Annotated in this window: 10 protein-coding genes and 1 rRNA gene; 1 reads left to right on the top strand and 10 read right to left on the bottom strand. The window is 51.7% G+C overall.

The window, feature by feature from the left end:
* Positions 1 to 18: 18 nt before the first annotated feature.
* From aalo17_RS03780 to aalo17_RS03770, 3 genes are all read right to left on the bottom strand, one after another.
* A 16S ribosomal RNA gene (locus tag aalo17_RS03780) occupies positions 19 to 1,554 on the bottom strand.
* A gap of 362 nt (positions 1,555 to 1,916) precedes the next feature.
* Entirely contained in the window at positions 1,917 to 2,396 is a 480-nt protein-coding gene (locus tag aalo17_RS03775) for a GNAT family N-acetyltransferase (protein WP_067555788.1), read from the bottom strand.
* 55 nt (positions 2,397 to 2,451) lie between these two features.
* Positions 2,452 to 3,717: a UDP-N-acetylglucosamine 1-carboxyvinyltransferase gene (locus aalo17_RS03770; protein WP_067555785.1), complete on the bottom strand. Its 1,266-nt coding sequence runs from the start codon at positions 3,715 to 3,717 to the stop codon at positions 2,452 to 2,454.
* A 216-nt stretch (positions 3,718 to 3,933) separates the two neighbouring features.
* Between aalo17_RS03770 and aalo17_RS03765 the strand changes: the two genes are divergently transcribed.
* Entirely contained in the window at positions 3,934 to 4,122 is a 189-nt protein-coding gene (locus aalo17_RS03765) for a hypothetical protein (RefSeq protein WP_067555782.1), read from the top strand.
* Positions 4,123 to 4,316: 194 nt separating this feature from the next.
* Here the strand turns inward: aalo17_RS03765 and aalo17_RS03760 are convergent, their stop codons facing one another.
* The 7 genes from aalo17_RS03760 to polA form a co-directional block, all read right to left on the bottom strand.
* Positions 4,317 to 5,696, bottom strand: coding sequence for a transposase (locus aalo17_RS03760; RefSeq protein ID WP_158507701.1), 1,380 nt, complete (start codon positions 5,694 to 5,696; stop codon positions 4,317 to 4,319).
* Positions 5,697 to 6,048: 352 nt separating this feature from the next.
* Positions 6,049 to 6,915, bottom strand: a complete 867-nt coding sequence (gene fba, locus aalo17_RS03755) for a class II fructose-1,6-bisphosphate aldolase (protein ID WP_067555776.1) — start codon at positions 6,913 to 6,915, stop codon at positions 6,049 to 6,051.
* Positions 6,916 to 7,023: 108 nt separating this feature from the next.
* Positions 7,024 to 7,929: an ATP-binding protein gene (locus aalo17_RS03750; RefSeq protein ID WP_082743225.1), complete on the bottom strand. Its 906-nt coding sequence runs from the start codon at positions 7,927 to 7,929 to the stop codon at positions 7,024 to 7,026.
* On the bottom strand, positions 7,926 to 9,119 hold the full coding sequence (locus tag aalo17_RS03745; RefSeq protein WP_067555770.1) for a DnaD domain protein: 1,194 nt from the start codon (positions 9,117 to 9,119) through the stop codon (positions 7,926 to 7,928). Before aalo17_RS03745 ends, aalo17_RS03750 begins: the two co-directional genes overlap by 4 nt.
* On the bottom strand, positions 9,100 to 9,711 hold the full coding sequence (gene coaE, locus aalo17_RS03740; RefSeq protein ID WP_158507699.1) for a dephospho-CoA kinase: 612 nt from the start codon (positions 9,709 to 9,711) through the stop codon (positions 9,100 to 9,102). The genes aalo17_RS03745 and coaE overlap by 20 nt, the downstream gene beginning before the upstream one ends.
* Before the next feature lie 169 nt (positions 9,712 to 9,880).
* The gene (gene mutM / locus aalo17_RS03735; protein ID WP_067555764.1) at positions 9,881 to 10,759 is read right to left on the bottom strand and encodes a bifunctional DNA-formamidopyrimidine glycosylase/DNA-(apurinic or apyrimidinic site) lyase; all 879 of its coding nucleotides are present in this window, start codon (positions 10,757 to 10,759) and stop codon (positions 9,881 to 9,883) included.
* Positions 10,759 to 13,311, bottom strand: coding sequence for a DNA polymerase I (gene polA / locus aalo17_RS03730; RefSeq protein WP_067560075.1), 2,553 nt, complete (start codon positions 13,309 to 13,311; stop codon positions 10,759 to 10,761). The genes mutM and polA overlap by 1 nt, the downstream gene beginning before the upstream one ends.
* Positions 13,312 to 13,346: the final 35 nt, after the last annotated feature.

Below are 13,346 nucleotides of genomic sequence, written 5' to 3'. Positions count from 1 at the left end.
CCTGTACTTTCTCCTTAGAAAGGAGGTGATCCATCCCCACGTTCCCGTAGGGATACCTTGTTACGACTTAACCCCAGTCATCGATCCTGCCTTCGACGGCTCACTCCTCTAATGAGGTCATGCCACCGGCTTCGGGCATTACCGACTCCCATGGTTTGACGGGCGGTGTGTACAAGGCCCGGGAACGTATTCACCGCGGCATGCTGATCCGCGATTACTAGCGATTCCAACTTCATGGAGGCGGGTTGCAGCCTCCAATCCGAACTGGGACGGCTTTTATGAGATTCGCTCGACATCCCTGTCTCGCTGCTCTTTGTAGCCGCCATTGTAGTACGTGTGTAGCCCAGGCCATAAGGGGCATGATGATTTGACGTCATCCCCGCCTTCCTCCGGTTTGTCACCGGCAGTCTGGCATGAGTCCTCAGCTTTTCCTGTTAGCAACATGCCACAAGGGTTGCGCTCGTTGCGGGACTTGACCCAACATCTCACGACACGAGCTGACGACAACCATGCACCACCTGTGTGGATGTTGACCTCCGATGCATCTCTGCATCTTCGCATCCCATGTCAAGGCCTGGTAAGGTTCTTCGCGTTGCTTCGAATTAAACCACATACTCCACCGCTTGTGCGGGCCCCCGTCAATTCCTTTGAGTTTCACACTTGCGTGCATACTCCCCAGGCGGAGGACTCACTGCGTTAACTTCAGCACTGAGGTTTCACCCCCAACACTTGGTCCTCATCGTTTACGGCGTGGACTACTAGGGTATCTAATCCTATTTGCTCCCCACGCTTTCGTGCCTCAGCGTCAGCAACAGGCCAGGCGGCCGCCTTCGCCACTGGTGTTCTTCCATATATCTACGCATTTTACCGCTACACATGGAGTTCCACCGCCCTCTCCTGCTCTCCAGTCCTCCAGTTTCCAAAGCCATGCATGAGTTGAGCTCATGCGTTTCACTCCAGACTTGCAGGACCGCCTGCGCACCCTTTACGCCCAATCATTCCGGATAACGCTCGCCACCTACGTATTACCGCGGCTGCTGGCACGTAGTTAGCCGTGACTTTCTGGCGGGGCACCATCAGTCAGCACCCATTTCCTGATGCTGCCTTTTTTCCCCCGCAACAGAGCTTTACGACCCGAAGGCCTTCTTCACTCACGCGGCATCGCTCGTTCAGGCTTGCGCCCATTGACGAAAATTCCCTACTGCTGCCTCCCGCAGGAGTCTGGGCCGTGTCTCAGTCCCAATGTGGCCGTCCGCCCTCTCAGGCCGGCTATGCATCATCGTCTTGGTGGGCCTTTACCCCGCCAACCAACTAATGCACCGCAGGTCCATCCGCGCCCCATCCCCTAAAGGATGTTTCACAGAAAGAAGATGCCTCCTTCCTGTACATCGGGATTTGTTCTCCGTTTCCAGAGCGTATTCCCGGTGCGCGGGCAGGTTCCCTACGTGTTACTCACCCGTTCGCCACTAGAGACCCGAAGGTCTCTCGTTCGACTTGCATGTATTAGGCATGCCGCCAGCGTTCATCCTGAGCCAGGATCAAACTCTCCATTTGATCTGTACTCAGACGCTTTGCGTCTTGTGTTCATGATTGTTTTTCAGGTTCAAAGAATCGACGTTGTATCGTCTTGTATTTACTTCGTTTTTCCTGTCCGGTTTTCAAAGAGCGTCAGCACCCATCACAGATGCTTCCATCGCCTGCGGCTTCTGATGAAGTCACAAGCTTTTCAAAGATACTGAAATGGGCGGTCTGGCTGTCAAGCCCGCCTGTGCCCCTCAGCACTCTTATATCTTAACTCATCCGCAAGAGTCTGTCAACACATTTTTTGAACTTTTTGTTCTTTTCTGTGTTGTGGCTTGTTGGTTTATCCAAATCAATTGCGGCTCGTTTATGATACCGCGGATATGCGCAAAAGTCTACCGTTTTCTGCACACCATGACTGTTTTTCTGAATTCTCTATTTTCGTTCTCCCGGATTACCCAATGATCCTGAATGAATCCACAGTCAGCCAGGAGCTTCTCTGAACGCTTGTCTCCCGGATCAAAACCGGACCAGAGTTCCTTCAGATCCAGATTCTCAAATGCATGGGCTGCACCCGTCTTCAGAATCTCTTGCGCATACTCACCTTCCATAGCTGAATCACAGATCCAGAATCCGATTTCATGATCTTGAAGTCCAATCTCCAGACAGCCGGCCAGGGAACCATCCCTGAACGTAATCATCCAGCAAAGACTATGCTGCAGTCTCTGCCGAATGATTTCTCTTGCATGGTCAGGACTGGACGGTTCTTTCCAGTTCAGATACACCGCGTATCCCCTGCCACGATCCTGACTGTACAACAATCCTGCATCGGATTCCCGCCACATTCTGAAATTCAGCCGTTTTGTCATTCTCATACTTCTGCTCCCTGCAAAGAAAAAGAATCCGGAAAGCCTCCGGATCCTTGTGTTCTTATTCCACCGGCTCCCGCCAGATTTTCGCTCCCAGTGACTGCAGCTTGCCATCCAGATTGTCATACCCGCGGTCAATATGGTAGACATCATGAATCTCCGTGACGCCATCCGCCATCAGACCAGCCACTACCAGTCCCGCACCACAGCGAAGGTCGGTAGCGACCACACTTGTGCCTGTAAGCCTGGTCGGACCATTCACAAACCCTGACGGAATGCGCACATCAATATCCGCACCCATTTTGTTCAGCTCTCCACAGTGCTTGAACCGTTCAGTATAAATGGTTTCTGTTACCACAGACTGCCCCTGACATTGTGTCAGAATGGCTGTAAATGGCTGCTGTACATCTGTTGCAAATCCTGGATATGGCTTGGTCATGATTTCTGTGGGACGGAGGGGTTTGTCTGTATGACTTATTTTCACGAAATCCGGTCCGACCTTCATATCAATGCCAATTTCTTCCAGCTTCATCAGAATCGCTTCCAGGTGCTGAGGGATGATATTCTCGATCGTCATTTCCTCTGCCATCGCCGCCGCAATCAGAATATAGGTTGCAGCTTCGATCCGGTCCGGGATGATTTCGTGACTGCACCCATGCAGATCCTTCACACCGTCAATGACAAGCGAACTTGTGCCCATTCCATGGATCTTGGCCCCCATTTTGTTCAGCAGTGTGGCAATATCAATGATTTCCGGCTCTCTGGCAGCATTTTCGATGACCGTTCGGCCTTGCGCAAACACCGCAGCCATCATGATATTGATGGTGGCTCCCACGCTGGAAATATCCAGGAAAATCCGGTTGCCCTTCAGGCGGGGGGCATCCAGAATATAACAGCCATGTTCATATTTAATATCGGCCCCAAGTGCTTCGAATCCCTTTAAGTGAAGATCAATGGGTCTTGGGCCAAGATAGCATCCGCCTGGCATCTGTATCTCCGCGTGCCCGAATTTGCCCAGAAGAGCGCCCATAAAATAGTAACTGGCACGGAGCTTGGAGACAGCGTGGGAAACCATCGGACGATTTTCCATGTTCCGGGGATCAATGTAAAGCGTATCATCACTTCGGGATTCTACGTATACCCCCAGTTCACGCAGCAGCTGAGTCAGGGAGTTCACATCCGAGATATGGGGAACACCATAAATCGTGACGGGCTCACTGCCGAGAATCGCTGCCGGAATCAGGGCTACTGTCGAATTCTTTGAACCACTGATACGGACTGAACCCCGCAGTTTCCTTCCGCCTTCAATCTTTATGACTTCTTCCATGCTGGTTCTTCCTCCCAATCCATCGAATCTGATTATAGCGAAATTCACTACTCTTCTCCATAGGAAAGAACCTTTCGCCCGATGAGGCAGACGACATATCGGTGAATCCCCTTACATGTACTGTTTCAAAACATTCGTTACCATCCCTCAATTCATGTAACAGCCATAAATACTGCAGGTTTGGCTTGTATACTCATTGTGAAAGGAGGGGCACGTATGAAAAATTGCCTCATCATCACCAGTCAGGGCTGGTTCTCGGAAGCGCAGCTCTTCTTCTCGAAAGGCAGACGGTGCCTTTCTTATATGACCAGCTGGAACGAAAGCGAGAAAAAGTTCTTCACGTTTGAAGAAGCCAGAGATATCCGGTCCCTGCTGGACCGGCCTGCCAGAATAGAAGTCTGCTGAGCATATCAGTTCAGACAAAAGGGGTTGTAACAGTAAGGCCGGTTTTACGGTCTGTAGGCTGATTACAGCCCCTTTTTCTTGTTATAAACGGAAAAAATGTCTGGAGATTCCATTGGTATTCTCCAGACATTTCTTTTTGGCCATTATAAAAACAACTTGGGGGATAACTTTCAAAAAAAGCCTGTTTTTCCTCGTCAGTTTAGCTTACCTATAAGGTTATTTGCCCTCTGTTTAAGCCAGAACAGATGATATTTATAAAGATTCAGACCCAGACAGTTCAAAAGAAATTCCATCTTGACACCTTTCAATCCTCTTCGCCTGAATCTGGTCATTCCCCGGTCTTGCTTCAGAATCCCGAACGCTCCCTCCACCTGTATTGACCGCTGCCTGCAGAGTCCCTTTCCTTCTTCGCATCCCAGGTTTTCATCTGCTTTTCCCTGCAGCTCTTCCATCACCACATTCTTTCCGACTCTCCTGTACTTTCCGAACCGGAAACACTGGGACCGTCTGGGACATCCCTCACAATGGCCTTTCTCCGAATACATCTGACTGATATGAAGATTTCCACCACGGGTCCTTGATATATTGTCCCCTTCATACTGATCCAGGACCCTTCCTTCCGGACAGATCAGAAACCCTTCTTCTGTTTGCTTCCAGTTGAGCACATTGTAGATCCTCTTCTGGAATCTTCGGTCCTTCTTCTTCCCAAAGTTTCCGTATTTCTGTACCAGTTCTATCCCGTTTTTCAGGTTGTACAGGTAATTGTCAAGACTTCCATATCCCGCATCCGCTACGGGCCTGCAAGGATATTTCCCTGTATAGTCATGATAACGGTCCATGAAAGCCTGCCAGGTGAGGGTGTCTCCCGGATTCTGGAATATATCCGCATTCACGATCAATCCGTCACTGACTGCGATCTGGCAGTTGTAGCACGGTCTGGTGACTCCGCTTTGGTTGTAATAATCCCATTTGGTGGCCATGAAGGTCGCATCAAGGTCGGTTTTTGAACATGAGTTGCGGTTTCCAAGCGTATAAAGCCACTCTTCATACTCCATCAGCTTCAAAGCCATTTTCAATAGTGAATCATAGTATCTCTGAATGGAAGACTTGCGATGGCCGATCCCATAACAGATTTGCGTGTCAGTCTGGACCATGACTTCCATCAGGTACTGGCAGACATAGAAAAGATCCCAGGACTGATATTCATCCCTGAGGGGATAGTCATAGCCAAAGAAGGAATTGATCTCGCTTAACAAAGCTGAAGTGCTCAGATACAGCTTCTTGCGACTGTTCACGATCCTCTTCTTATAGACGAAAGAATTCTTGTGGGCATTAGCTTCGATCTTTGTTCCATCGACGAATTGCACATGTGGGTCGATGCACATCAGATCGACGGCGATATGATGGCTGAGTTCAAAGAAAATATCATCGATGGCCCCTTCCTGAAGGATATCCAGGACCCTTTTGAAAGCCTGATGGCTGGGCATTTCATAGTTGGACAGGTAAAGAAACCGACAGTCTGTACGGCACAGGGATTCCAGCTCCCTGAGGGAGATGTTCTTTCTGGATGTCATGTATGAGAAAAGGATGACCCGGAGCAGCATCACGCGATCGTGAGAGCTGGAATTGTTCGATCTGACCGGAGCGAAGTATTTGGCAAGATTGATCCTTTCTATCGCTTCCAGGAAAGAGTAAACAGGGTCATCAGATTGGATTCGGACTGGTACATCCAGCGCGAGTGATTCTTGTACGCCGAACGGATAATGGATATAATTCGGTTGTATGTTTTTTAGCACAAACAAATCATACAACAAAGGGCAGGTCAGCTGATAAGCTTTCCTGCCCTTTGCGTTTTTATTTAGGATAGCTGTCCAGGTTTAACTGTTACAGCCCCTTTCCTGCCTTCCGTTTTACTGTCTCTGTGACTTACGCCTTGTCAGCAGAACCGAAGAAGTTGACTACATAGTCTTCCACCAGAGCCTGAATGGCATCAGCACCCGGTTTCAGCAGTTTACGGGGATCGTAACCCTTGGGTTTGTCGATGCCGCCATCTTCAATGTATTTCTTGGTAGCGTCTGCAAAGACAATCTGGCATTCGGTGTTTACATTCACCTTGGACACACCCATGGTAATGGCTTCCTTGACCATTTCCTGCGGGATGCCGGAACCGCCGTGCAGTACCAGAGGCTTGCCGTTTGTCTGGTTCTGAATCTCTTTCAGAACATCAAAGTTCAGACCTGCCCAGTCTGCAGGATATTTGCCGTGAATGTTGCCAATGCCGGCTGCCAGGAAATCAACACCCAGATCCGCAACAGCTGCACATTCCTTGGGATCGGCAACTTCACCGGCAGATACAACGCCGTCTTCCTCGCCGCCAATGCCGCCGACTTCACACTCAATGGAAATGCCCTTGCTGTGAGCCAGATCGATCAGCTCTTTGGATTTTGCAATGTTCTCTTCGATCGGATAGTGAGATCCGTCGAACATGACAGATGTAAAGCCAGCCTCGATGGCTTTTTTCGCACCTTCGTATGTACCGTGGTCCAGATGAATGGCTACAGGTACAGTGATGCCGTAGAACTCCATGATGTTCTTGACCATGTCAACAGCGTTTTTGTAACCGCACATGTATTTGGCAGCACCTTCGGATACGCCCAGGATAACAGGGGACTTCTTTGCTTCGCATCCCAGCAGAATGGCCTTGATCCATTCCATGTTGTTGATGTTGAACTGCGCGATGGCATAGTGGCCTTCGTGGGCCTTGTTGATCATTTCAGTAGCTGAAACTAACATTCTGCAGAATCCTCCTTATTGAATTCTCTCAACAGCATTTTACAACGGGCGGCTCTAAATGAAAACTGTTTCCGGCCAATCTGCCGGCCACAGAAAAGATGCAACCGCTTACGCAGCAGAATTTCTCCGCGAGCTTCCTGTCATTTTCACCGGCTGTGCCAGGGAACGGATCCGTTCCTGAAGCCGCAGGGATGCAACCCGGTCTCCATCCGGCTGGTACTTTTCCAGCAGTTCCTCCGGGGTATAGTTTGAAGAAAAATATGTTTTCTTGCCATTCTGCATCCGATAATCCAGGACCGGAAACAGGATATCGTCTCTGGTCCACTTGGAGATTCCCTCCGACCCCAGATCATCGAGGACAACCACATCCGAAAACTTCAGGTGTCCCAGCATATCCTGACGGTATTCCGGATCCTCGAGAGACTGCCGGAAATCCTGCACGAACAGCGGGACTTTCACAAAACTCACCTTCAGGCCCTGTCTGGCGAAATCATTCGCGAGAGCCGTCAGCAGATAAGTCTTCCCCGTCCCTGGCTGTCCATACAGGAATATACCTCCAGGCTTGTCAACGGACTGCATCGCCGCGATATAACTGCACATGTATTCCGGCGTTTCCCCTTCCATGCTGATACTCTTCATACTGAGCTCCAGATCCCCGGGATCCCCATGAAAAATCCGATAGCTGCTCCTATGCCGGCGCAGATCCATCACCGCCTGCTGACGACGGCAGGGCACATAGGTTTCTTCCAGGATCCCGTCGACCACATGCATGGCCAGACCGCGTCCTTTCATCGGCTGTCTGCAGAACTCGAGTCCTCGGCAGCGGGAACACCGGTCGAGTGAATCGAGATACCGACCCATCGCGCCGGCATTCTGCTCCAGGAACTGTCCATCCTGTTTCTCGGTCTGAAGAAACCGGATGATTCTCGGATCGTTCCTCAGTTTTTCCAGGAGTGCCTCTCTTGCCTGACGGGTCGTTTCATCCATCTCAGCGTGTATTTCCATTCGTTTCATACTTTCCAGTTCTTTTTGATATCCTCAATCTGTTTCAGCATCTGCTGCCGCTCTTCCTCGGAAGCAAACTGCCGTCCCCTGTCATTGTACCAGTCTGGCAGCCTGCCGCTGAACACGCTGTCCGGCTGCACCTGCAGTCCTTTTCTTTTCCGTACCCCCTGTAAGGCCTGCGCTGTCTGCTTCTTTCTCCAGTCCCGGACCTTCTCGCGTGTATCCAGACCCAGCCGTGCCCATGTCCCTGCGACTTTCTCCACGTATTTGCCGGGAAGCGCACCATTGGTCTGTTCCATTGTATAATCCAGCAGCTCGTTGATCACAGGTCCGGTAAACCGGTATTCCTGGGAGAGCTTCTCGAGCATCCGCCTGTCTGCATCGGATACAGGTGCCCCTTTCTGCCGCTCCTGCAGAAAGAGAACGGGCGCATTCTCAAAGGGATCCTGTCTGTCCAGGAATTCCCTGCGACGCTCGGAACGGATAATGTTCTTCAGCGCTTCCTGATCCAGAATCTTCATGGGAGGAGGACAGGCACGGCTGACGTACTTTACCATCTGCTCTTCGCTCAGGCCATAGAGCCTGGCAAGATTGGCAATCAGTTCTTCATTCGCGCGTGTCCGCATACGGACTGGAAACAGGTATTCTCTGTTGCGGTAGAATTTTTCCCAGTCAAATCCCGCAGTATCCCGGGCAGGAAGCAGCTTCTGCAGCGACTGTTCCTTTTCCTCGGACCATTCTCTTTCCAGAGGTTCCGGATCGATGTCAGCTGTCTGCCGCATCCAGCCCTCCGGAACAGATGCTCCAACTGCAAAGAACTGCATCAGGCGGTCAAACTGCTCGGATCCCACTGTATTCAGCAGAAGCCGGCTGAAGACTTGATGCCGCAGAAATCTGGACACATCCAGGGGAGGGTTGACTGCATACAACAGACGGCCGGATACAGGTTCTGTATAGACATCCAGGAGCCCGAACATCTCCAGATTTTTTCTGGCTTTCTCCATACGGCCAGACCCGATACCGGACAGCCGCAGCAGCTGCTCCGGTTCGATTCTGTCCAGACGGCACGAAAGAGACATCAATGTCTCATACAGGATCACCGCATCCTGTCCGCAAAGAGGTCTGTACAGAAGGAACAGGCTGTCCCTGTCCGTTCTCTCGGGCGTTCTGGACTGCAGCTCAATGTATGACGCACTCATATATCCCCTCCTGATGCAATGCCACTTCGATCTGTTCCCGCAAAGCATCCAGCGTTCCATCGTTATGCAGGACGACATCACTCGCCCGGGCTTTCTTCTCAGCCGGAAACTGGTACTGCAGCCGCTCACGGGCCCCGGCTTCGGTAAATCCACGCCAACGGATGAGCCGGTCGATGGCCGTTGATTCCCGGCATGTGACACACCAGATGGAATCAAACCGGTCTGCACTGCCTGTCTCGAACAGCAAAGGAACCTCCACGGCACATACCGGTTTGTCCTGTATCCAGTCCTCCATGGCATTCCACAGCAAAGGATGAAGAATCCCCTCAGCCTGTTTTCGCTTCACGGGATCCGCAAACATTCTTGCTGCCATTTCCGAACGGTCAACAGCACCGTTTTCCCTGAAAGGAACCCAGGCATATGTTCCAAGCAGCCGGCTGCCCTCTCCCCCTGCTTCCAGCAGTCCTGCGTTTACTGCGTCAAGATCCAGCACAGGAATATACCCGCCCAGAATCTTTGCGGCTGCAGATTTCCCTGCACCCATTGACCCTGTCAGTCCAATCACGTGGCGTTTCCCTCTGTTTCGTTCCATTTCCATATTCCCTTTCCATCCCCCAGGCATTGTGCCTGCTGCTGAATTCCGACGGACTCTGTACCTGCTTTCTTCCGGCAGATCCTGCCTGTTCAGCGCAACTGCGTCCACTGCCTGCCCGCCGGTGACAAGCAAGAGCCGGGGATCACTGATTCCCGGCTGCTTGATTCTATTGACCGATTCCTGTCCTGTAGCCGGGATCGGCAGGCACACTGTTCCCCTCTGCGGTCTTCTGACACTCCGGGCAATAATATGTGGCCCTCTGTCCAACTTTGATTTTCTCAATCGGACTCCCGCAGACCGGGCACAGGGTCCCGTCTTTCGTATGTACACGCAGACGGTTCTGAAATTCTCCCTCAATCCCCAGACTGGATGTATAGCTGCGGATTGTCGTTCCCTTCCTGGCAATGGCCTCCTGCAGAATTTCCTTTGTATTCCTCAGGATCCTGGCCAGGTCGTCATCCGACAGGTCACCGGCTCTGGTTTCCGGATGGATCCTGCTGGCAAACAGGATTTCATCGGCATAAATGTTGCCGATTCCGGCTATCACCGCCTGATCCAGCAGATTGATCTTGATTGCCCGGTTCTTCCTGAGACGACTTCGAAATTCACGGGGACTGATCGGGCTCAAAGCATCCGGACCAACCTTGTCGAAAACAGGGAGATCACGGAGATTTTCCTGTTTCGGGTACAGGTACATGCGTCCGAATTTCCGTACGTCATGATAAACCAGACACCGGCCATCTGCCAGTTCGAACATAGCATGCATGTGCTTCTCACGCGGATCCGGTTTGTGATCGAGCACGAAAAACTTCCCTTCCATCCGCAGATGAATCACCCAGTCATAGTCTGTCGTGATCAGAATCAGATATTTGCCGATACGGGAAAACCCGCAAATGGTCTGGCCCTGCAAAGCGCGGGCAAACTCATCCGGCGGGAGGTTTGCCGGAAGTTTTGGATGATGAATCTCCACACGGGAAATCACGGCCCCATTCAGTTTATCCTGCAGGGTATTCAGGACTGTCTGTACTTCAGGTCCTTCCGGCATTACTTCGCCTCATCCCAGGTTCTGCCTGTGTGGATTCCGGCTTTCAGCGGTACTTTCAGGTCCATGGCATGATCCATGGCGTCCTGAACCAGTTTCTTCATCTGTTCCACCTCATCATCCGGAACATCCAGGATCAGCTCATCGTGAATCTGCAGAAGAAGACGTGACTTGACGCCCTCTTCCTCCATGCGTCTTTTGACCGCAATCATGGCCATCTTGATCAGATCCGCGGCGCTGCCCTGCACCGGTGCATTCATCGCTGCCCGCTTTCCAAACTCCCGGGTCATGAAGTTCTTGTCTTTGATTTCCGGAATCATCCGCCGGCGATGCATCAGCGTCTCTACATATCCGTGCTCTTCACAGAATTCAATGACTCTGTTTGTGTACCGGTGAATATTGGGGTAGCTCGCAAAGTAAATGTTCATGAACTCCTTGGCTTCCCTGCGGGTGATGCCGAGTGTCTGCGAGAGTCCGAAATCCGTCTGGCCGTAGATAATTCCGAAATTCACCGTCTTCGCCACACGGCGCATCTGATCCGTGACGTCTTTGGCAGAGACATTGAAAAGCTGACAGGCTGTCCGGGTATGGATATCCGCATCTTCCAGAAATGCCTGGATCATGGCCTGCTCATCCGCCATATGTGCCAGCATGCGAAGTTCGATCTGCGAGTAATCCGCCGAAAGCAGAACATGTCCCTCGGGGGCTGTGAACATGCTTCGAATCTGACGTCCTTCTTCATCGCGGACGGAAATATTCTGGAGATTCGGATCAGAGGAAGACAGTCTTCCTGTCTGTGTCATGGTCTGATTGAATGTGGTGTGGATTTTGCCATCCACGATGTACCGGACAAGTCCGGTGATGTACGTGGTCATAAATTTGGAATACTTCCGGTACTCTAGTATGAGTTCCGCTATGGGATGCTCATCCCGCAGTTTTTCCAGCACATCGGCTGCCGTGCTGCGTTTCCGGCCGCCTTTCAGACCCAGTTCATCAAACAGGACCGTTCCCAGCTGCTTCGGACTCTCGATTTTGAACGGGTGACCAGCCAGCTCATAGATTTTTTCTGCCAGTGAATCCATCCGCTCCTGGAACTCAGCGCGAAGCTGCTCAAGGCGGCCGCGGTCACACTGAATGCCGTTTTTCTCCATTTCATAGAGGACCGGGATCAGAGGAAGCTCGATGGTCCGGTAGAGTGTATCCATGTCTTCTTCCTTCAGCCTGGCGAGAACCGCATCTTTCTTCTGTGCCAGCTGCCCGGCCAGAGCCGCCATGACAGGCTTCATCCTCTCCACACTACTGCCGCCCTTGGATTTCATGCCCAGGTCCCGGAAAGTCTCCGGGAGCACGATTTCCAGAGCTTCCATCAGTGTATCGATGCTGGTGGCCTGGGAATACAGGAGAAAAGACGCAACATGCAGATCCTCGGAAAACCGGGCCGGAGGAAAACCGCTGCGGTCCAGGAGATGCATGAAGTCCTTCGAATCCCATGTCGTCCATGCACGGGAGGTGACAAAGGAAGGATCTTCCAGGGCTTTGTCCACCGGAAGCCAGGCTGCGGTGTTACCGTGCGGGAAAACAAATCCGTACAGTGTCTGGTCCATGAAGGGATCCAGGCTGGCCACTGCCAGCATAATGTCTCCATCCGGATCGAACTCCAGGCGGTCAATGGCCTCGATTTCCCAGCTCTGCTGCACGGCCTGTGCTTCTTCCTGGGCCAAAAGGCTCCGCATTTCATATTTTCTGTAGAAATCCTGCGGACTGTCCGGGTTCAGTGCCAGATCCTCCATGGAAAACGGCAGCTTCATCTCCCGGTAAATCGTGGCCAGTTCCTTGGAGAGAAACGCCGATTCCTTTCCTTCCTCGAGATATTCCCGGCGCTTGCCCCTGATCTGGTCGAGATGTGCATAGACACCCTCCACTGTCTGAAAGTCGTGAAGCAGCTTCAGTGCAGTTTTTTCTCCGATGTGCCTGACCCCCGGGATATTGTCGGAGGCGTCTCCCATCAGTCCTTTCAGGTCTGTGATCTGGGCAGGGCTGAGTCCATAGCGCTTTTCCAGCTCCGGTTTGTCCACGATGTCGAGCTCTGCCAGGCCTTTCTTCATAAGAATGACCCGGGTGGAATCATCCACAAGCTGCAGAAGGTCACGGTCGGATGTCAGGATATAGGTTTCCATGTCCGGTGCGGAAGCAGCCATGGAACCGATGATGTCATCCGCTTCGTATCCTTCCTCTTCATATCGTGTGATATTGGCGGCATCCAGATACTCCCGGACGATGGGCATCTGTACGATCAGCTCTTCATCCAGTTCTTTTCTGGTTCCCTTGTAGGCCTCGAATCTTTCGTGCCGGAACGTCGGTTTCCCGCAGTCCCATGCCACAAGCATGGCATCCGGTTCGATCTGGGCAATCGCTTTCTGTAGCAGATGAATGAACCCGAATACTGCATTGGTGGGGATGCCCTGACTAGTGGTCATCCGGCGGGACTGGCCGATGGTTGCATAGTAGGTGCGGAACAGCATGGAATTGCCATCCACAAGCAATAATTTCTTCATACATTTCATTTTACCACGTCTGCTTCTGTCATAGA

It is taken from the genome of Faecalibaculum rodentium, from assembly GCF_001564455.1.
Taxonomy (GTDB): Bacteria; Bacillota_I; Bacilli_A; order Erysipelotrichales; family Erysipelotrichaceae; genus Faecalibaculum; species Faecalibaculum rodentium.
This window is presented reverse-complemented; position numbering and strand designations above follow the sequence as displayed.